This is a genomic window from candidate division TA06 bacterium (genome assembly GCA_016235665.1).
Lineage (GTDB): Bacteria > Edwardsbacteria > AC1 > AC1 > EtOH8 > UBA5202.
Window position 1 is genome coordinate 109,594 of sequence record JACRJI010000011.1, and the last position, 20,167, is coordinate 129,760.

General features: G+C 56.3%; 18 protein-coding genes and 1 riboswitch. All 18 genes read left to right on the plus strand.

Going from position 1 to position 20,167, the window contains the following annotated elements:
• Positions 1–66: 66 nt before the first annotated feature.
• The 18 genes from HZA73_06340 (at position 67) to HZA73_06425 (ending at position 20,074) form a co-directional block, all read left to right on the plus strand.
• Positions 67–1,395, plus strand: a complete 1,329-nt coding sequence (locus HZA73_06340; GenBank protein ID MBI5805649.1) for a TldD/PmbA family protein — start codon at positions 67–69, stop codon at positions 1,393–1,395.
• 72 nt (positions 1,396–1,467) lie between these two features.
• Entirely contained in the window at positions 1,468–2,364 is an 897-nt protein-coding gene (locus tag HZA73_06345; protein MBI5805650.1) for a GNAT family N-acetyltransferase, read from the plus strand.
• An 86-nt stretch (positions 2,365–2,450) separates the two neighbouring features.
• A complete protein-coding gene (locus HZA73_06350) occupies positions 2,451–3,755 on the plus strand; it encodes a thymidine phosphorylase (GenBank protein ID MBI5805651.1) in 1,305 nt (434 codons plus the stop codon).
• Positions 3,756–3,768: 13 nt separating this feature from the next.
• Positions 3,769–4,542 (plus strand): SDR family oxidoreductase, encoded by a 774-nt coding sequence (locus HZA73_06355; protein ID MBI5805652.1) that lies wholly within the window; start codon positions 3,769–3,771, stop codon positions 4,540–4,542.
• Positions 4,543–4,775: 233 nt separating this feature from the next.
• Positions 4,776–4,915, plus strand: a riboswitch (molybdenum cofactor riboswitch).
• Between the two features lie 114 nt (positions 4,916–5,029).
• A complete protein-coding gene (gene pruA / locus HZA73_06360; protein ID MBI5805653.1) occupies positions 5,030–6,658 on the plus strand; it encodes an L-glutamate gamma-semialdehyde dehydrogenase in 1,629 nt (542 codons plus the stop codon).
• 274 nt (positions 6,659–6,932) lie between these two features.
• Entirely contained in the window at positions 6,933–7,760 is an 828-nt protein-coding gene (locus tag HZA73_06365) for a substrate-binding domain-containing protein (protein MBI5805654.1), read from the plus strand.
• Entirely contained in the window at positions 7,761–8,579 is an 819-nt protein-coding gene (locus tag HZA73_06370; protein ID MBI5805655.1) for a substrate-binding domain-containing protein, read from the plus strand.
• Between the two features lie 24 nt (positions 8,580–8,603).
• Positions 8,604–9,812, plus strand: coding sequence for a hypothetical protein (locus tag HZA73_06375; protein ID MBI5805656.1), 1,209 nt, complete (start codon positions 8,604–8,606; stop codon positions 9,810–9,812).
• Positions 9,813–9,902: 90 nt separating this feature from the next.
• On the plus strand, positions 9,903–10,598 hold the full coding sequence (locus tag HZA73_06380) for an ABC transporter permease (protein MBI5805657.1): 696 nt from the start codon (positions 9,903–9,905) through the stop codon (positions 10,596–10,598).
• Positions 10,595–11,674, plus strand: coding sequence for an ATP-binding cassette domain-containing protein (locus HZA73_06385; GenBank protein ID MBI5805658.1), 1,080 nt, complete (start codon positions 10,595–10,597; stop codon positions 11,672–11,674). Before HZA73_06380 ends, HZA73_06385 begins: the two co-directional genes overlap by 4 nt.
• Positions 11,675–11,721: 47 nt before the next feature.
• Positions 11,722–12,261 (plus strand): transposase, encoded by a 540-nt coding sequence (locus HZA73_06390; GenBank protein ID MBI5805659.1) that lies wholly within the window; start codon positions 11,722–11,724, stop codon positions 12,259–12,261.
• The gene (locus HZA73_06395) at positions 12,258–13,469 is read left to right on the plus strand and encodes a molybdopterin molybdotransferase MoeA (protein ID MBI5805660.1); all 1,212 of its coding nucleotides are present in this window, start codon (positions 12,258–12,260) and stop codon (positions 13,467–13,469) included. The genes HZA73_06390 and HZA73_06395 overlap by 4 nt, the downstream gene beginning before the upstream one ends.
• A 91-nt stretch (positions 13,470–13,560) precedes the next feature.
• Positions 13,561–14,205 (plus strand): molybdopterin-guanine dinucleotide biosynthesis protein B, encoded by a 645-nt coding sequence (gene mobB / locus HZA73_06400; GenBank protein ID MBI5805661.1) that lies wholly within the window; start codon positions 13,561–13,563, stop codon positions 14,203–14,205.
• Between the two features lie 36 nt (positions 14,206–14,241).
• Complete coding sequence (locus tag HZA73_06405; protein ID MBI5805662.1) at positions 14,242–14,736, plus strand: hypothetical protein; 495 nt, start codon at positions 14,242–14,244, stop codon at positions 14,734–14,736.
• A 95-nt stretch (positions 14,737–14,831) separates the two neighbouring features.
• A complete protein-coding gene (rpmE, locus tag HZA73_06410) occupies positions 14,832–15,119 on the plus strand; it encodes a 50S ribosomal protein L31 (protein ID MBI5805663.1) in 288 nt (95 codons plus the stop codon).
• Between the two features lie 609 nt (positions 15,120–15,728).
• Complete coding sequence (gene thiC / locus HZA73_06415) at positions 15,729–16,988, plus strand: phosphomethylpyrimidine synthase ThiC (protein MBI5805664.1); 1,260 nt, start codon at positions 15,729–15,731, stop codon at positions 16,986–16,988.
• Positions 16,989–17,013: 25 nt separating this feature from the next.
• Positions 17,014–17,274 (plus strand): DUF4190 domain-containing protein, encoded by a 261-nt coding sequence (locus tag HZA73_06420; GenBank protein ID MBI5805665.1) that lies wholly within the window; start codon positions 17,014–17,016, stop codon positions 17,272–17,274.
• A 7-nt stretch (positions 17,275–17,281) separates the two neighbouring features.
• A complete protein-coding gene (locus HZA73_06425; GenBank protein MBI5805666.1) occupies positions 17,282–20,074 on the plus strand; it encodes a DEAD/DEAH box helicase in 2,793 nt (930 codons plus the stop codon).
• The last annotated feature ends 93 nt before the right edge of the window (positions 20,075–20,167 follow it).

The following is a 20,167-nucleotide window of genomic DNA, read 5'->3' on the forward strand; positions in this document are numbered from 1 at the left end:
CACTGGCGGTGAACATGCAGTGAACACAGTCTCAAAAAAACTAAAAATCATTTGAACGGAAATAAAATGTTGATAGATAAAAACCAGGCCCACGACATCTGCAAAAGGGCGTTGTCCTTTGCCAAAGAAGGCCAGGCCGAAGTGATCCTGACCCAGACGGCCAGCCCGCTGACCAGGATCGCCAACAACACCATCCATCAGAACGTGGAGACCTCGGATATCAGTATCTCCCTGCGGGTGGATCTCGATGATCGCTCCGGCCGCTCCACTACTAACCAGTTCGATGATGAATCGCTGAAGAATCTGGCCAAACAGGCATTGCTATCGGCCAAGGCTGTTACCAGCAAACAGGAGCTTCCGTCGATGATGGGACCGCAGCAATACCGTGAGATCCCGGCCTTTGACCAGAGCTCGGCCTTCATGGAGCCGGAGCAGAGGGCGGAGATGGTGCTTAAGGCGGTAAAGCTGGCCCGACAGGAAAAAGTGGAGTTGGCCGGGCTGGTCAACAACACACTTTATGCCACCGCCATGGCCAACAGCCAGGGGTTGTTCGCCTACCATAACATGAGCACCCTGCGGATGGAGATCACCGCCCGTTCCGGCATCACTGCCGGACGGTTTGCCCGGACGGCGCGCAAAGCAGGCGAGATCGACCCGGAGCAGATCGCAGCCATCGCCATCAAAAAGTGCCTGGGCGGGCTCAACGCCAAGGCGCTGGAGCCGGGCGAGTACACCGTCATCTTGGAGCCGGAGGCGGTGACCACTCCGCTGATGTTCCTGTCTTATCTGTCGTTCGGCGCCCAGGCGGTACAGGAGAACCTGAGCTGCCTGTCCGGCAAGCTGGGGCAGAAGCTGATGGGGGAGAACATCACCATAACCGAAGATGCCTATCACCCGCTGGCGGTATGGGCCGAGCCGTTCGATTCCGAGGGCATGCCCAAGCGGAAAGTGACCATCATCGAAAAGGGCGTGGCCAAAGGACCGGTGTACGACCTTAAGACGGCGGCCAAGGATAAAACCGAGACCACTGGCCACGGCCTGCCCCAGCCCAACACCTGGGGCCCGATGCCCAGAAACCTGATCCTGGAGGGCGGTAGCTCTTCCCTGGAGGACCTCATCAAGTCCACCAAGCGCGGGGTGCTGGTGACCAGATTCTGGTACAACCGGGTGGTGGACCGCAAGATCCCCATTATCACCGGGATGACAAGGGACGGCACCTTCCTGATCGAGGACGGCAAAGTGTCCTGTGGGGTCAAGAATATGAGGTTCAACCAGGACTTGGTGGAGTTCTTCAATAACGTGGAGACGCTGGGCGTGCCGGAGAGCCAGGAGAATATGGTGGTTCCGCCGCTTAAGGTCAATAATTTCCATTTTACCGGGCTGACCGAGGCCTAAGCACAGGATGTAATTTTTAACCGCAAAGACGCAAAGAACGCTAAGCGGTTTAATCAATGTGAGAAAACAGCAATGACCAAATCAACAAAATATGACGCAGGACGGATAATGATCCGCCCGGCCCGGCCCTCGGACAAGGCGGTGGTGCTTGACTTCTGCAAGCATACCTTTGGCCGCTGGGGCGACTACATGCCCCATGTCTGGGACGAGTGGGTAAAGACCAAGGGCGGGCTGTTCTTCGCAGCCACGATGGATGACAGGCCGGTCGGCGTGGGCAAGATCACCATCCACCGGCCGGGCGAGCTGTGGCTGGAGGGCTTAAGGGTGGACCCCAAGTACCGGGGGCACGGCATCGGCCGCATCATACAGGACTACACCTGGAAGAAGGCCATGAGCCTGAAACCCCGTTTCATACGATATGCCACCGGCTCCTACAACAAGATCTCCCAGCACTTGGGCGGGTCCAAGGGCATGAAGATCGTGGCTGAGTTCGACGAATACGTGGCAAAATTACCCAAGGCAGTTGAAACTTACCTGGTCCCCGCCCGGGCAGATGAGTGCATAGAATATTTAGAGCTTTTCAACCGCGATCGCCAGGCCAAACATTGGAAAGGATTGTATCTGGACAGCTGGTCAGCCAGGACCTTTGACCAGCAGGCACTGGAAGGCTTGATCAAACAAAAAAGAGTTTACGGGTATTATGACCAACGGGGGCTGGCCGGAGCTTTGGTGATACTGCAGTCCAAGGACAAGAAGTTCTACAACTACTGTCGTTCTGCGGCGCTTGATCCCAAGACATTCAAGACCGTCCTTAAGGAGGGCCGGAAACTGGGGCATCTGCTGGGGGCCAAAAAGACCGAGATGCATCTGCCCAAAACGCCGTGGTTCCGGAGCATCGTCAAGGGAACAGGCTGGAAGAAGGCCATGCCGATATGGATGGTGATACTGGAGTGGGCCAGGAAACGGTAATTCCCCACGAAAACCAGATCAAAATATTTCGTGCATCCTTCGGCCCGCCAAGGCGGACTCAGGACAAGTTTATCGGGAGAGGTAATATGACCCCTTATGAGATAATCTATAAAAAACGCAACGGCGGTGAACTCTCGGCCTCCGAGATAAAATGGTTCATCGCCAGTTACACATCCGGGGCCATACCGGACTACCAGACCTCGGCCCTGCTGATGGCCATATTCCTGAAAGGCATGACCCCGCAGGAGACCACCGAGCTGGCCATGGCCATGATGAACTCCGGACGGGTGTTCGACCTGTCCGACATTCCCGGTATCAAGGTGGACAAGCATTCCACCGGCGGGGTGGGGGACAAGGTCTCCATAATCTTAGCGCCGATGGTGGCGGCGGCCGGGGTGCCGGTGCCGATGGTCTCCGGGCGGGGCCTGGGCCACACCGGCGGGACGCTGGACAAGCTGGAATCCATCCCCGGTTTCCGCACCAACCTGTCTTACGACGAGTTCCGCCACACTTTGGCCCGGATTGGGCTGGCCATGATGGGTCAGACACCCGACCTGGCCCCGGCCGACAAGAAGCTCTACGCCCTGCGCGACGTCACCGCCACGGTTGACTGCGTCCCGCTGATAGCCGCCAGCATCATGTCCAAGAAGCTGGCCGAGGGCGCCGACGGGCTGGTGCTGGATGTCAAGACCGGCAGCGGGGCCTTCATGCAGAAGCACCAGGACGCCTTGGAGCTAACAAAGACCATGACGGCCATCGGACAGGGGATGGGCAAAAAGATGAAGGCCCTGATCACCGACATGAACCAGCCGCTGGGCCGGGCGGTGGGCAATGCGCTGGAGATCGAAGAATGCGTGGAATGTCTTAAGGGCAATGGCCCCGAAGACCTGATGGAGTTGACCTATGCCTTGGGCGCCGAGATGCTGGTGATGGGCGAACGGGCCAACGACGTGGAATCCGGCAAGAGGATCCTTGAACAGATCGTCTCCTCAGGCCAAGGTCTTGATAAATTCAGGGAAATGGTGGCGGCCCATGGCGGGGAGGTCAAAGTTGCCGATGACTATAAGAAAGTACTGCCCCAGGCCAAATATGTCATCGAAGCCAAGGCAGAGAAGTCAGGATACATCTTTTCCATGGACAACCGCGAAGTGGGAATGATCGGGGTCTTTCTGGGCTGCGGCCGGCTGAAGATGGACGATGTGATCGATCCCTCTGCCGGGTTCATCTTTGAACGCAGGGTAGGTGGCCAGGTAAAAGCCGGGGATACCATGGTCAAAGTGCTCTGCAATGATGAGCAGAAGGGACGGGAAGCGGCCCGGCGGCTTCAGGGATGCATTAAGATATCAGACAATAAACCAGAAGCAGTTAAGTTAATAAAAGACATAATATAAGCAGGACAAAATAATGCAAAACTTTAGCAACAAAATAGTACTCATTACCGGGGCTTCCAGCGGGATCGGGCAGGCCTCGGCGGTGGAGTTTGCCAAACTTGGCGCTAAGCTGGTCCTGGCCGCCCGGCGCAAAGACCGCCTTGATCAACTGGCCGCTCGACTGATCAAAGAATACAAGATCGAAGTTCTCACCATAGCACTTGATGTCAGAAACCAGAAGGACGTCCAGAAGGCCATTGACGAACTTCCAATCGAGTGGGCTAACATCGACATCCTGCTGAACAACGCCGGGCTGTCCCGGGGGCTGGAGAAGATCCAGGAAGGCGTCATTCAGAACTGGGAGGAGATGATAGACACCAACGTCAAGGGCCTGCTCTATGTCACCCGGGCGGTGATGCCGGGGATGGTGCAGAGGAACTCCGGCCACATCGTCAACATCGGCTCCATCGCCGGGCACGAGGTCTATCCGGCCGGCAACGTCTACAACGCCACCAAGCACGCGGTAAAGGCCCTGAACAAGGCCATGAGGATGGACGCCTTCGGCACCAGTATCCGGGTCACCAGCGTTGATCCCGGCTTCGCCGAGACCGAGTTCTCGGTTGTCCGCTTCCACGGCGACCAGCAGCGGGCGGACAAGGTCTACCAGGGGATGACGCCCCTAAGGCCGGAGGACATCGCGGATGCAGTGGTCTGGGCCTGCTCCCGGCCGGCCCACGTCAACATCGAGGACATCATCATCATGCCCACCGACCAGGCGGCGGTAAGCATGGTCAACAGAAAACAGTAAGAAGTGCTTATGTATATTGCTCAGGAACCTTTATCCGCAGATTAACGCAGATAATATCTGTTCAACTTTTACCAAAGCAGAGTAACTTGACTAGAAGAATCTGCGAAAATCTGTGAAAGCGTTCGACTGAGCTCACGCCGAAGTCTGCGGATAGATAACTTTGGTGTATGTCCCTGAGCTAATTTGATAGACGTTCAGTAAAATTTGACAGAAAACCTGATTTCTGATATAATTCCATAAATGTTCTCCGATCCCGTTGTCCTAAAGCAGAGATGCCACGGATCCCGGGACGGTTCCGCTGAAAAGCGGACAAGGGTGGGGCTGGAAACGGCTTTGCCTCCCGTATTTGGAAAGGAGAGGTGGTCAAGAATGCAAGCGGTTCGTCAATTATAACGGGCCGCATTGTGGTCCTTTTGCGCCTATCCTTCCAAAATATTCAAGGATGGGTTTTTTTATTACCAAATCATAACCACAGCAAGAGGAACCAATGAACAACGCGGTATTCAACACGGCCTTACCCGGCAATGAACCGATCTACGGTTACCTGAAAGGATCGCCCGAAAGAAGGGCCTTGGAAAAGGAACTGGAGCGGCAGTCCTCAATAATAGTGGACATCCCGGCCATCATCAACGGCCGGGAGGTCCGCACCGGGAAGACAAAAAATGTGGTGATGCCCTGCGACCACGGCCATGTGCTGGCCAAATACCATCAGGTGGGGCCGGAGGAGGTCAAGCAGGCCATCAAGGCCGCCTGTGACGCCAAGGAAGAATGGATGACCATGTCCTGGGTGGAGCGCACCGCCATTACCTTAAAGGCCGCCAAGCTGATCGCCGACAAGCACCGTTATCTGATCAACGCCTCCACCATGCTGGGGCAGGGCAAGAATGTCTTTCAGGCGGAGATAGACTCGGTGGGCGAGACCATAGACTTTTTAAGATTCAACGCCTATTTCATCTCCAAGATCTACGGGGAACAGCCGCTTTCCACCCCGGAGCAGATGAACCGGGTGGAATTCCGGCCGCTGGAGGGCTTCGTCTTCACCATCACGCCCTTCAATTTCACCGCCATCGGCTCCAATCTTAACATGGCCCCGGTGCTAATGGGCAATACCACAATCTGGAAGCCGGCCACCACCTCGCTGTTGTCAAACTACTACCTGATGCAGGTCTTCAAGGAGGCCGGCCTGCCCGACGGGGTGATCAACTTCCTGCCGGGCTCGGGCGCGGTTATCAGCGAAGTGGCCATGAAATCCAAAGAACTGGCCGGGATTCATTTCACCGGCTCCAACAACACTTTCAACAGCCTGTGGAAAGGCGTCTCGGACAACCTGGGAACCTACAAGTCGTACCCCAAATTGGTGGGGGAGACCGGCGGCAAGGATTTCATCTTCGTCCACAACTCCTCCGACCCGGCCCAGGTGGCCGCGGCTTTTGTTAGGGGAGCCTTTGAATACCAGGGCCAGAAATGCTCGGCCTGCTCCCGGGGCTATGTTCCCAAATCATTGTGGCCGGAGGTCAAGGACAGGATGCAGGGCATGCTGAAGCGCATCAAGCTGGGCGATGTCAGGGATTTTGACTGTTTTGTCAACGCGGTGATAGACGAAAGATCGTTCGACTCCATCATGGGATATATTTCCAAAGCCAAATCCAGCCCCATTGCCAAGATCATCGCTGGCGGTGAAGGTGATAAGAGCAAGGGTTACTTTGTTCAGCCTACCGTCATAGAAGCTTTTGTTCCCCATTTTGTGACCATGGAGGAGGAGATCTTCGGGCCGGTGCTGACCATCTACGTCTACGAAGACGACCAGTTCGAGGAGACGCTGAAGATCTGCGACAGCACCTCGCCCTACGCTCTGACCGGGGCCATCTTCGCCCGGGAGCGTTCGGCCATCGTCACGGCCTGCCAGGCCCTGCGATATGCCGCCGGGAACTTCTACTACAACGACAAGTGCTCCGGGGCCATGGTGGGATTGCAGCCGTTCGGCGGCGCCCGGGCCTCCGGCACCAACGATAAGGCCGGCGGGGTCTACAATCTTTTGCGCTGGATCTCGCCCCGGACCATCAAGGAGAACTACCTGCCCCCGGTGGATTTCCCCTACCCCTATATGGAAAAATAAAAAACTGAACCGGTTAGCTATCTAACTCAGGGCACATATATGGACATGGGACTATTCTGAACTCAACCCCGCTTCGTTTGCAAAATGCTTGCATGTCTCAGTGCATGCTTTGATTCCCCTTCTCTTACTCCAAAGATAGTCCAAATTTATCCAAGAGAAGGGGACAGAGGGGATGAGTTAAAGAAAATATGTTTCCACACAATACAACTTTCCTGAGCAGGTCAAACAGATATTTAAAACTATTAACCTATCATAAACACTTTTAGGAGAAACAATGAAGAGGTTCACCACCCTGGCGCTTTCCCTGCTTCTGGTGCTTTCCCTGCTGGCTCCGGCGGCCCTGGCCAAGGACAAGCCCAAGCTGGTCCTGGCTACCACCACCAGCACCATGGATTCGGGACTGCTCGATTTCCTGGTTCCCATCTTTGAAAAGGAGAACGGCTGCAAGGTGCAGGTGATAGCGGTGGGCACCGGGGCCTCCATCCGCTACGGCAAGGACGGCAACGCCGACGTCGTGATGGTCCACGACCCGGTGGCAGAAGAAGTGGTGGTCAAGGAAGGCTTTTTCGTGGAACGGAAATACCTGATGTACAATGATTTTGTCATTGTGGGCCCGGCCGAGGATCCGGCCGGCATCAAGGGCCTGGCCTCCGCCACCGAAGCGCTGAAGAAGATAGAGGCTTCGCAGGCGACCTTCGTCTCCCGGGCCGACCAGTCCGGCACCCACAAGAAAGAACAGCGGCTGTGGGAAACGGCCGGCGTCAAGCCCAAGGGCACCTGGTACCTGGAGGCCGGCGCCGGAATGGAGGCCATCCTGCGTATCGCCAACGAAAAGCGGGCCTACAGCCTGACCGACCGCGGCACCTACCTGGCCCATCAGAAGGAGTATGACCTGCCGATCCTGAACGAGGGGGACAAGGAATTGTTCAACCCCTACCACATCATGCTGGTGGCCCCGGCCAAGTATCCGTTCGTCAACTATTCCCTGGCCAAGAAGTTCTCTGACTTCCTGACCTCGGAGCGCGGCCAGAAGCTGATCGCCGAGTACGGTGTGGAAAAGTACGGCCAGCCCCTGTTCTACCCGGCGGCGGAGAAGAAATAAATGAAGAAACTCTTGTTAACACTTATTGTCTCAATAAGCCTGTGTTCTTTGGCCCTGGCCGGGCAGACCCTGATAGTGGCTTCCACCATGAGCCCCTACGATACCGGGCTGTATACCGATCTGCTGCCAAAGTTCGAACAGCAGTATGACTGCAAGATACTGCTGTATTCCCTGCCCACCGGCAAGGCCCTTGGCCTGTTGCAGTCCGGGGCGGCCGACGTGGCCATCGTCCACGACCGCAAGGCCGAGGACGCGGTGCTGCTGGCTGGTTTTGGCACCCAGGCCTGGGACCTGATGTACAACGACTTCGTGCTGGTTGGGCCGCTGGACAATCCGGCCGGTATCGACAGCTCGCTGCCCGATGTCAAAACTGCTTTGACCAAAGTGCGGGATGCCAAGGCCAAATTCTATTCCCGTTCCGACATGTCCGGCACCCACCAGAAGGAGATGACCCTGTGGCAGTCCGCCGGGATAGATCCCATAGACAGCGAGTGGTATTCCGAGACCGGGTTGGGCACGGTCAAGGTCTTAACCAAGGCCAACAAGGACGGGGCTTACACCCTGGCCGACCGGGCCACCTGGCTGACCTACAGCAAGGATTACCCGAACCTCAAGATCGTCTGCCAGCGCGACCAGCTGATGCTCAACTACATCCGGATCATCACCGGGTCGCCGGCCAAATATCCCCACCTAAACTACGATCTGGCGGTAAAGTTCGTTAAATTCATGCTCTCGCCCGAAGTGCAGGAGATGATCCGGGTCTCGGGCGTGGACAAGTTCGGCGAGCCCCTGTACATTCCCGACGCCAAGAACAAATAAAAATAAATTTTAAAGAGAGAGACGATGAAAAGAATATTTTTACTGGCCATGGTCATTGCCTTAGCCGGATCAGCCTTCGCCTTTGACGTCAAGACCGACGCCAAGCAGGATTACCCCACTTTCAAGGTCAACGGCTGGCTCAAGCTTACCTACATGGACACCCTGTATCACGACACCCTGGTCACCTATCCTGCGGGCTTCGAGGCCAAGGACGCGGCCATCACCGTCAGCGGAGACGCCTGGAGCAACCTGGCCTACCGGATCTGCCTTTCGGCCAACAAGGCTACCAAGGCCGGTACCAGTACTGTCTATGCCGCCTGGCTTTTCGACGCCTACGCCGACTGGAAGCCATCCAAATTGTATTCCTTCAGAATAGGCCAGTATAAAAGGCCATTCGGGTTCGAGCAGCTGACTGCGGCCACCAGCATGGATTTCGTCAGCGCCGCCCAGCTTACCGGGAAGTTCAACGCCAGCAACCGGGAGGTTGGCGTGATGGGCTTCGGCGTCTGGAACGACCTGAATTATTTCCTTTCATTGGGCAACGGCTCCCCCTACAACGAAAAGGACGCCAATCCGTCAAAGACGGTCGTTTCCCGCATCGTCTATGCGCCGTTGGCGGGCATGACCGTAGGCGGCTCGGTGGAATACGGCACCCAGAACACCGCCGGGAAGAGCTATTACAACCGCCACGCCGGCCTGGACGTGAACTACGAGCGGGGCAAGCTGTTCGCCCGGGGCGAGTTTATGATCGGGAGCGATGACAAAGTGCTGTCGGATTCGCTCTACCGCAATACCACCAAGACCGTGCGAGACACCATCCCCGGCGGCTATATGGACACCACCGGGACCTGGCACGATACAACCTATTACTACACCAGGACCATCGCCACCAAGACCTACACCAAGCTGAGCAACGTGACGGATAAACTGATGCGCGGGGCCTACATCACCGTGGGCTATGTTCCCATGCAGAAACTGAGGGTTAGCGTCAGGGGCGACCTGTACCGCGAATACTATTCCTGGAAGCCGGACACAGTCAGGATCAGCACCACCGAGCTGGACACGGTGTGGAAGAGGACAGAGGCCCGGACCACGGTCTGGACGCTGGGAGCGGACTATTTCCTGAATCCCAACACCAAGGTCTCGTTGAATTATGACATAAAGCAGGAAGACCTGGTCTACCGGCCGTACAAGAACAACATTCTTTCGGCCCAGCTGCAGGTTAAATTTTAAACTGAGGATTGCATCTATTCCCAACAATAGGAGCGCATTTCCAAGGCGCTCCTATTGTCTTTCGATCAATATTTTGTTATCATAATACCCATGTTCAATCTGATCCAAAGCATGCAGCAGGCCCTGGGCCTGCTGCTTAAATTCGACCCCGAGATCTGGCAGATCGTGTTTTTGTCCCTGCAGGTCTCATTTGCCTCTTCGCTGATCGCCGTAGTTTTGGCCGTCCCGCTGTCCCTGGCCATTACCCAGAACGAATTCAGGGGCAAGAGGATCGTCATCGGAACGGTCAACAGTTTCATCGCCATCCCCGCGGTGGTGATAGGGCTGGTCTGCTATCTGCTGTTATCCCGCTCGGGACCACTGGGGTTCTGGCACCTGCTGTATACTCCATCGGCCATCATCATCGCCCAGACCCTGCTGATCATCCCGCTGATGACGGGACTGAGCATCTCGGCCCTGCAGTCTTTGGGGCACCGGGTGAAGGAGACCATGATAACCCTGGGGGCCGGCCGGTGGCACCTGATCCTGGGAATTATGCGTGAGGTCCGCTTTGCCCTGGCCGCGGCCTTCATCACCGGTTTCTCCCGGGTGCTGGGCGAGACCGGCATGACCATGATGGTGGGCGGCAACATCAAGGGCGAGACCCGGGTGATGACCACCGCCATCGCGCTGGAGACCATCAAGGGCAACTTTGAGCTGGGGATCGCTTTGGGACTGGTGCTTTTGATAGTGGCCATCGGCATCAACATCATCCTTCAGGCTGTGCAGGGGAGGGCCGGACGATGAAGATAGTGGCCCACAACCTTTCCAAAAGCTTTGAAGGCAAGGCTGTGCTCAAGGACGTCTCGCTGGAAATCGACGGTTCAGGCATCTATGCTCTGGTGGGCCCCAACGGCTCGGGCAAGACCACTTTGATGCGTCTGCTTGCCCTGCTGGAGAAAAGCGGCGGCGGGACCCTTAAATACAAGACCCGGGGCAGCGAGGGATATGATGCGGTGGTGCATTCACCGGGCATCAGGAAAAAGATGGGCCTGATCCACAATCCGGCGGTGATGCTGTCCGGCACGGTGCGCTACAATCTGGAGTACGGCCTGCGGGTGAGGGGCGTGTCCCAATCCGAGCGGAGAAGAAGGACTGACCAGGTGCTGGAGGCCCTGTCATTGCGGGGTTTCGGGAAACGCGAGGCCAAAACCCTGTCGGCCGGGGAGATCCAGCGGGTGGCGCTGGGCCGGGTGCTGGCGCTGGACCCGGAGGTGGTGTTCCTGGACGAGCCCACCGCCAACCTGGATCCCTTGAGCGCCAAACTGATCGAGAAAACGATCCTGGAACTGGCCTCCCGGGGCAAGAAAGTAGTTTTAGCCACCCACAATCTTTGGCAGGTGGAACGGATCGCTAACTGGGTCTGGTTCCTTAACGACGGAGTGATCTCCATCTCCGGCACTGCCCAGGACGTTCTGCACAAGGGCGATCAGGCCTTTTGGGGAAAGTTCTTGGGCCGGGACAACCTGTTTGCCGGGGAAATTGGAAAAATGGGAAATAGGAAATTGTTCAAGGTTGGAGTGACAGAGTTTGAAGTGGTAACCGAACTGGAAGGCCAGGTCATGGCCAGTCTTAATCCTACGGAGATAATATTGTCCAGCCAGAAGCTGGTCAGCAGCGCCCGCAATGTGCTGGAGGGAGTTGTTATCGAGGCCGTTTCCGAGGGCGGGTTGTACAAAGTTACTTTAGATATTGGTCTCCCGTTGGACGTGGCCATTACCAAGGCCTCGTGGGACGAGATGGGTTTGCAGAAGGGCAGCAAGATGTATGCGGTGTTCAAGGCCAGCAGTGTCAGGGTGTGGAGGGAGGAGAACGGAGACTAGTTAATTGATAATGGATCACAGGCGCTGGATGTTAGGAAAATATCAAAATGACCAAATTACACCACCGTAACATTCGTCTTCCCAAATATGATTATTCCCGTGAAGGTTCATATTTTATAACCATATGTGCCCAAGACAGGTTATTTGTTTTTGGTGATATTGCCGAAAAACAGATGAAATTGAACAAATGGGGCCTGATCGTTGAACAATGTTGGCATGATCTGGTAAAACATTATACCGGGATTGAATTGGATGCGTTTGTAATTATGCCGAATCATGTGCATGGAATAATTGTCATCACGGGGAATATTATCGTAGGGGATGGTTTGAAACCATCCCCTACGGGTACGGACGGTGATAAAACCAAATGTCATGGGTTGACGGAAATCGTCCGGGCATTTAAAACGTTTTCGGCCAGGAAGATCAATGAACAACGAAACACCCAGGGGCAAAAGGTCTGGCAGCGTAATTATTACGAACATGTCATACGTAATGAAGTGTCTTTGAACAAAATACGCGAATACATCACCAATAACCCCCGTAACTGGCATACGGATGGCAATAATCCAAACAGGATAAAACCATGATCTCATTTCACGAAGCGCGCAGCAAAATGCTGGAGGGCATAAAACCATTGCCCCCAGAAAAATGCCGTCTGGCGGACCTCTTGGGCCGGGTGCTGGCCCAGGACGTCACAGCCTCGTTCGACATCCCGCCCAGGGACAATTCGGCCATGGACGGCTTTGCCGTCATCGCCTCCGATGTTGCCGGGGCCTCGGAGCAAAGTCCTGTGACCCTGCAGGTGATCGAGGACGTTCCGGCCGGGCAGGTGGCAACCAAATCCTTGAAACCGGGGCAGGCTATCCGCATCATGACCGGGGCGCAGATACCGGAGGGGGCGGACGCCGTGATTCCTGTGGAACTAACGGAAGGCAAAATGCAAAATGCAAAATGCAAAATACTTCAAGCGGTCATACAGGGAGCCAATATTCGCCGGCAAGGAGAGGATGTTACGGCAGGGCAATTGCTGATAACCAAGGGAACAAGATTGCGGCCGCAGGAGGCGGGGCTGATAGCTTCCTTGGGCTTGACCGAAGTCCTGGTCTCCAAACAGCCGGTGGCGGGGATCATCTCCAGCGGTAACGAGGTGGCCGCGCCGGGCCAGCCGCTTAAGCCGGGGCAGATATACGACGCCAACCGTTTCAGCATCGGCGGGCAGGTGAAAGAGGCAGGGGCCTTGGTCAGGGATTACGGCATCATCGCCGACGACCTGGCAAAGATAAAAGAAACTCTGAACCAGGCGACCCGGGAATGCGATGTGGTCATCACTTCGGGCGGGGTCTCGGTGGGCGACTACGACCTGATGAAACAGGCTTTGTCCGAGTTGGGGCAGATGAATTTCTGGCAGGTGAAACAGAAACCGGGAAAACCGCTGGCCTATGGGCATATCAACGGCAAGCCGGTGGTGGGGCTTCCGGGCAACCCGGTGTCCTCGATGGTGGTCTGTGACCAGTATGTCCGTTTGCTGCTGCTGAAGATGCAGGGTAGTCAAAACATTTTCAAAGCGCCGATAACAGCGGTCTGCGACCAGGCCGTAAAGAAACCCGCCGGCAAGACCCAATTTCTGCGGGCAAAAGTGAAATGGCAGGATGGGGCGTATCACGCGGTTCTCACCGGGCCGCAGGGTTCGGGCATTCTGACCTCCATGGTCCAGGCCGACGGGCTGATGATCCTGCCGGAGGAGTGCGAGGGAGTGAAGCCGGGGGACACCGTGCACATTGAAATGTTCGGATGAACGGGACGCAGATGAACGCTGATTTGAATCGATTTGCGCTGATTTTTCAACATGAAAACTTTAAACTGTAAACTCAGTAACTGGTGAAGCCATGCAGCCAATAATCTCCTTCGTCGGACATTCCAACTCCGGCAAGACCACCCTGATCGAGCAGATCGTCCGCATCCTCAGCCGCAAGGGCTACCGGGTAGGGGTGCTCAAGCACACCCACGGCGCCATCAAGGCCGACAGGCGCGGGACCGACACCGACCGCTTCCGGCTGGCCGGGGCAGGCATCTCGTCAATCACCGACGACAAACTGCTGGTGAGGTTCGAGGATGCCAGGAAACTCACACCGAAAATAATCGTCGGCGCCCTGGGCCGGGAACTTGACCTGCTGATTGTCGAAGGCTACAAGAAGGAGTCTTTTCCCAAAGCGCTTTTTTCGGATGAACTTTCATCCGTCAATCTTAAGGGCATCATCGCCACCATCGGCAAAAAGACACCGCAGGAAGGCACGATCCGGCATTTCAGCCCCTCAAAACCGCACCAGATCGCCCGCTGGCTGGAGCAGACCTTCATCCTGCCGGTCCGGCAGGACAGGGCGCTTCAGGTTCTGATCGACGGCAAACCATTGCCCATGAACCCCTTCGTCCGGAAGATGATCAAAGAGACCCTGGCCGGGATGCTGAAGAGCCTGAAAGGCGGGCGGGGCCGTAAGACCCAGATATTGATTGACTTTAGCTCCAAAATGTAGTATCCTTATAGCCCTAATTGTATTCAGGAGACCGAGATGAAAAAAACATTGCTTTTTGCCGCTCTGGCGGCATTGATCGTTGGTTGCGCCAAAAAGGAACAGCCCAAACCGGCGGCGGCCCCGGCTCCGGCAAAACCAGCTTCGGTGTTCGTGGCTTCGGTCAGTTTTGCCAAGGGCGACGTCCAGAAATTGCTGAGCGGTACGTGGAACAAAGCCGTTCCGGGCGATTCCCTATTCACCGGCGACTGCCTGGCGATAGCTGATAAATCAGAGCTTGAACTCAAGGATGCCCAGGGTAAATTGGTAAAACTGCTGGGACCCCAGACCGACGAAGTGACCACTTTGCTGCAGAAGGCCGCCGCGGCCCCGGAAGCAAAACAGGAAAGCAAGGTTTTAAAAAACCTGAAGAAGATAGAAGGCAAGAAGGAGGCCCTGACAGAGCAGACGCCCACCGCCGTGGCCGGGATCCGGGGCACGCAGAAACGTAAGCCGATGCCGGATACCACCGCCGTTTCCGATACCACCAAATAGCTTTCGCACTGAAGTATTCAGTATCCAGTAATCAGTAGTCAGTATTCGCAGACGAGAGAATAAAACAAAATAATATACCAACCCAAGGAGCAAACATGAAAAAGGGCATACATCCCAAGTACGAGGCCACCACCATCACCTGCAGCTGCGGCAATGTCATCAAGACCCGCTCCACCTCCAAGGACATCCACGTGGAAATCTGCTCCAGCTGTCATCCTTTCTACACCGGAAAAGAGAAGCTGCTGGATGCCGCCGGCCGGGTGGAACAGTTCCGCAAGCGTTATGCCAAGAAGGAAGGCGCCGAGGCCAAGCCCAAAGCCGCCGCCAAGGCCGAACCGAAACCCAAAGCCGAAGCCAAGCCCAAGGCCGCAGCCAAAGCCTAAGGAACGGTTCTCCGAACATCATAGAAAAGCAAGGAACATGGCGAGTTTCACCAAAAGAAACTCGCTATTTGCTTAGTTGAACATTGGATAGTCATTTCCGGGGGTTAGACAGGATTTACATGATTTTCATGATTCTGGGGTTTGTATTCAGTAAAAAGAATAGCAATCATGTTAAACGCTTATCCAATCAGCTCAGGGAACTGGTTGACCGCCCGGTGCCAACCCCGGTTGTCGCGTTAAGAACCGTCAGTGAGCATCGCAGTTGACGGCGGTTAAAAGCTTGTCTGGCGTGTTTGAGGGCTGGGCCAAAGCCCGAGTTCAGACAAGCCCGCCGGCTACGAGAAGCGCAACGCGGGTCCGCTGAAGCCTTGGCGTAAGCGTGGCCCGGATGGTTCTTTGCGACGAGCTTTTTTCTTTTTGGTTCTTTTTCATTTTGGCGGCACAAAAAAGAAAAAGAACATAATTGAGCCAATTTCTGTGTTTTTACCAAACCCGCCATATTTTTTTACTTTTCCTGAGAAAGTAAAATAGTCATTTCATGTTAATCCTGTCTGCCCATGGTATGAAATTGTAGTTGAGTAATTCTGAAGTACTAACAAGGGAGCTACATTGAACATCCACGAGAGCATCATCAAGAAGATCGCCGAGGACGAGAAGGTCCCCTGGGAAAGCATCAAAGAGGGTCTGGAGCAGGGCACCATAGTGATCCCCATGAACAAGAACCGCCGGCTGTTGAAGCCCTGCGCGGTGGGAAAGGGATTGCGGACCAAGGTCAACGCCAACATCGGGACCTCGCAGGACACGGCCGAGCTGTCCATTGAACTGGAGAAGCTGAAGGCCGCGGTGGGGGCCGGGGCCGACGCCATCATGGACCTTTCCACCGGCGGCGACATCGACGCGGTGCGCCGGGAGATCCTCAACCAGTGCCCGGTCCCGCTGGGGACAGTGCCCATCTACCAGGCGGCCATCGAGGCGGTACAGAAGAAGAAATCCCTGGTGGAGATGACCGTGGACGAGATATTCTCGGTGATCGAGCGCCAGGCCAAGGACGGTGTGGACTTTCAGACCGTGCACTGCGGCATCACATCGGAATCAGTCAAGCGCCTTAAGCAGGAGGGCCGGGTGGCCAGCGTGGTCAGCCGGGGCGGGGCCTTTACCATAGAATGGATGTCCTATAACCAGGCCGAGAACCCGCTTTACCAGTATTACGACCGTCTTTTAGATATCTGCAAGGAGCATAACGTCACCCTAAGCCTGGGCGACGGTTTTAGGCCTGGCTGTCTGGCCGACGCCACCGACCGGGCCCAGATACAGGAGCTCATTACCCTGGGTGAACTGGTGGACCGGGCCCGGGCCGCCGGGGTCCAGGCCATGGTGGAAGGGCCGGGCCACGTGCCGATAGACCAGATTGAGACCAATGTCAAAATACAAAAGGAACTGTGCAAGGGCGCGCCGTTCTATGTGCTGGGCCCGCTGGTCACCGACATCGCTCCGGGCTACGACCACATCACCGCGGCCATCGGCGGGGCCTGGGCGGCCTACTTCGGCGCGGACTTCCTTTGCTATGTGACCCCAAGCGAGCACCTGAAACTTCCGGACATAGACGACGTCCGCGAAGGGGTGATAGTCCTGCGCATAGCGGCCCACGCCGCCGACATCGCCAAGGGCGTGCCGGGGGCCAGGGAATGGGACCTGAAGATGTCCCAGGCCCGCAAGGCGCTGGACTGGGACAAGCAGATCGAGCTGTCCATCAACCCGCCCCACGCCCGGCAGGTCTACGAGTCAGCCCCCAAGCGGGAGAGCGGGGCCTGCACCATGTGCGGGGATTATTGTTCCATGAAGAAGATGAACGAGGTGGAGAAGAAGTGAACTTGCGGCATAGGAGAATAGTGTTATGATTTCAGCAATATTGTCATTATGTTTCGGTGTTTTGGGTTTTATCCTGCCTATACCGCTTATATTGCCGGTTTTCGGTGTAGCTCTAGGATTTAATGCTATCATCAAAGAAAAGAAAAGGGAGTTGCAACGTAAACAAGTAAAAGTAATGTCAATGATAGGTATTATCATAGGCTCGTTAGCAATCATTGTATATTTCTTAGGTATGTTGCTAAAAAATAGAAATAACTTTGAAACTGTTGGGATTAAAATTGTATAATAACTAAATGCCGAAGAAGAAAAAAGAACATATTACCGAACAAACCGAGGCGAGGGAGGAAGCGCAGCCCCTCGCCTTTATAGCTGTTGACCTGGAGACCACCGGCCTGAACCGGGAGCGGGACGAGATCATCGAGATCGGGGCCGTCAGGTTCCGGGACGGCCTGCCGGGCGAGACCTTCAAGGCCCTGGTCAACCCCCAGCGCGACCTGTCGCCGTTCATCAAGCGCCTGACCGGGATCACCCAGGACGAGGTGGATAGCGCGCCGGTGCTGTCCGAGACCCTGCCCAAATTCCTGGAGTTCATCGGCGACTCGGCCCTGGTATTCCACAACAGCCGGTTCGACCTGTCGTTCCTGCGGAACGGGGCCGAGGTCAACAACACCGCCTGGGACACTTTGACCCTTTCCCGCTGTCTGTTGCCCCAGAATAAGAGCCACAGCAAGGACAACCTCTGCAAATATTTCCGGATAGAGACCGGGCATTCCCACCGAGCCTACGACGACGCTTTGGCCACCGGCCACCTCTTCGTCAAACTGCACCAGATGCTGCCGGGGCTGGAGCTTTCGCTGTTGGAAAAGATGTCGCACCTGGCCCTGCCGGGCCACCGGGAGTTGATAGCCAAGGCCCGGGCGGAGTCCCGGGAAGGCCCGCCGGTGATTGCCGAACCCAGGGCCGGATATGAGGAAGAGCCGGAGCCCAGGAACGAAAAGATCTCCAACGACCTCAAACAGGTGTGGGGCAGGGATGGGAAATTAGCAGGGATCCTTAATGACAATTACGAAGAGCGCCCGGAGCAGGAGAAGATGGCAGGCGCGGTGATGGACGCCCTGGAGGACGAGCACCTGCTGCTGGCCGAGGCCGGCACCGGCACCGGCAAAAGTCTGGCTTACCTGATCCCTGCGGTGATCTGGTCCCGCAAGACCAGCCAAAGAGTGATCATCTCCACCCACACCAAGAACCTTCAGGAACAGCTTTTTTACAAGGACATCCCGCTGCTGCGAAAGGCCATCGGGCACTTTGAGGCCGCCCTGCTCAAAGGCCGCAGCAACTATCTCTGCCTGCGGCGGTGGCAGGAGGTCAGCTTTCATCCCGAACTTTTCCTGAACCCCGAGGAGCGGGAGGAGGCCCTGATACTTCTGCCCTGGTCGCAAAAGACCAAGACCGGGGACATCGCCGAGCACGGAGGGTTCAACCCGGCCCGGGCCCCCGGCCTGTGGGGCAAGATCTGTTCCGACGTGCTGAACTGCCAGAACAACCACTGCCCGCTGTTCAACAAATGCTTCCTGCGGATGGCCAGGAGAAGGGCCGAGGAATCGCAGATAGTGGTGGTCAACCATTCACTGCTGTTCTCTGACCTGTCGTCCCAGAGCCGGATCCTGCCGGAATACCAGCGCCTGGTGATAGACGAAGCCCACAACATAGAACGGGTTGCCACCGACCTCTTGGGCTACGGCTTCAGCCGTTGGGACCTGAGCCGGCTGATGCAGGGTCTTTACTCCAAACGGCCTTCCGAAAGCGGCCTGCTGATGCTGGTCTCCCGCTGGATCCAGAAGTCCAAAGCCGACGGAGCCCTGTCCCAGACCCTGCAGCACACCGCGCTGGACCTGGCCGGGCAGACGCTGGAGACCGGTAAGGCCGGGGAAAAGTTCTTGGCCTTCAAGTTCAACCTGGGGGACGTCAAAAAACTGCAGGAGAAAAAGCGCTACCTGTCCGGCGATTCCTTCCAGCAGCAGATCCTGAGCGAAGGGCAGGGGCTGGTGGACATGCTGCTGGACCTGTCCTCCCGGCTGGATAATTTCAAGGAGTCCCTGGGGAACTTCCCCTCGGATGAAAAGCAGGAAAAGGAGCTGTTCCTGGAGGAGCTGGGCAAGCGGGCCCTGGAATGCCGGACCCTGGCCAACACCCTGGGCCGGCTGCTTTCGGCCGACGACCGGGGCTACGTCTTCTGGGCCGAGCCCGGCGGCAACTACAACGGCCTGCGCCTGGTGGCCGGGCCGCTGGAGGTGGGCACGGTGCTCAATGAACAATTGTACCCCGAGCTTAAGACCGCCGTCTTTACCTCGGCCACCCTGACGGTGGAGGGCAGCTTCGATTTCTTCAAAAGCCGGGTGGGGCTGATGTCCATGGACCAGGAGATGCTGGTGCAGCTGCTTTTGGCCTCGCCCTTCGATTTCAAAAAACAGGCGGCCCTGCTGGTGCCCCAGTATCTGCCCTCGCCCAAGACCCCGCAGTTCAACCAGAGCTTCATAGACCTTTTGCACCTGGTGCTGGCCCGCCACCAGACCGGGGGGCTGGTGCTGTTCACTTCCTTCGATCTATTGAACCGCAGTTATCAGAGCCTGCTGGAATCGGGCCGGGCCAACATCCTGGCCCAGGGCATTGACGGCCACCCCTCTCAGTTGATAGAACAGTCCTTGAGCAACCGGGAGACGGTGATCTTCGGAACCAACAGTTTTTGGGAGGGGGTGGACCTGCCGGGCCAGGCGTTGGAACTGCTGGTGATCTCCAAACTTCCGTTCTCGGTTCCCAGCGACCCATTGGTGGAGGCCCGCTGCCAGGTGATAGAGCAGAACGGCAACAGTTCGTTCCACCAGTACCTGCTGCCCGAGGCGGTGATCCGTTTCCGCCAGGGGTTCGGGCGGCTGATCCGCAACAAGACCGACAAGGGTTTGGTGATAGTGGCCGACAGCCGGATCATCAACACCGAGTACGGCAAGACCTTCATCCGGTCGCTGCCGGCGTTGCCGGTGATATCCTGCCGCAGCCAGGAGGAGCTGGTGGGGAATGTGCTGATCTGACATTGGAGAACAGGTTGTAATTCACGAGAGCATCTCACAATTACTTATAAAACAAAGGAAAGCCCTGACGGAGATCGTCAGGGCTTTTGGGTC

Excerpts from the sequence above, each read along its gene's own strand:
- HZA73_06340 (MBI5805649.1), top strand. The coding sequence starts at position 67 with ATGTTGATAGATAAAAACCAGGCCCACGACATCTGCAAAAGGGCGTTG.
- HZA73_06345 (MBI5805650.1), top strand. The coding sequence starts at position 1,468 with ATGACCAAATCAACAAAATATGACGCAGGACGGATAATGATCCGCCCG.
- HZA73_06350 (MBI5805651.1), top strand. The coding sequence starts at position 2,451 with ATGACCCCTTATGAGATAATCTATAAAAAACGCAACGGCGGTGAACTC.
- HZA73_06355 (MBI5805652.1), top strand. The coding sequence starts at position 3,769 with ATGCAAAACTTTAGCAACAAAATAGTACTCATTACCGGGGCTTCCAGC.
- pruA (MBI5805653.1), top strand. The coding sequence starts at position 5,030 with ATGAACAACGCGGTATTCAACACGGCCTTACCCGGCAATGAACCGATC.
- HZA73_06365 (MBI5805654.1), top strand. The coding sequence starts at position 6,933 with ATGAAGAGGTTCACCACCCTGGCGCTTTCCCTGCTTCTGGTGCTTTCC.
- HZA73_06370 (MBI5805655.1), top strand. The coding sequence starts at position 7,761 with ATGAAGAAACTCTTGTTAACACTTATTGTCTCAATAAGCCTGTGTTCT.
- HZA73_06375 (MBI5805656.1), top strand. The coding sequence starts at position 8,604 with ATGAAAAGAATATTTTTACTGGCCATGGTCATTGCCTTAGCCGGATCA.
- HZA73_06380 (MBI5805657.1), top strand. The coding sequence starts at position 9,903 with ATGTTCAATCTGATCCAAAGCATGCAGCAGGCCCTGGGCCTGCTGCTT.
- HZA73_06385 (MBI5805658.1), top strand. The coding sequence starts at position 10,595 with ATGAAGATAGTGGCCCACAACCTTTCCAAAAGCTTTGAAGGCAAGGCT.
- HZA73_06390 (MBI5805659.1), top strand. The coding sequence starts at position 11,722 with ATGACCAAATTACACCACCGTAACATTCGTCTTCCCAAATATGATTAT.
- HZA73_06395 (MBI5805660.1), top strand. The coding sequence starts at position 12,258 with ATGATCTCATTTCACGAAGCGCGCAGCAAAATGCTGGAGGGCATAAAA.
- mobB (MBI5805661.1), top strand. The coding sequence starts at position 13,561 with ATGCAGCCAATAATCTCCTTCGTCGGACATTCCAACTCCGGCAAGACC.
- HZA73_06405 (MBI5805662.1), top strand. The coding sequence starts at position 14,242 with ATGAAAAAAACATTGCTTTTTGCCGCTCTGGCGGCATTGATCGTTGGT.
- rpmE (MBI5805663.1), top strand. The coding sequence starts at position 14,832 with ATGAAAAAGGGCATACATCCCAAGTACGAGGCCACCACCATCACCTGC.
- HZA73_06420 (MBI5805665.1), top strand. The coding sequence starts at position 17,014 with ATGATTTCAGCAATATTGTCATTATGTTTCGGTGTTTTGGGTTTTATC.
- HZA73_06425 (MBI5805666.1), top strand. The coding sequence starts at position 17,282 with ATGCCGAAGAAGAAAAAAGAACATATTACCGAACAAACCGAGGCGAGG.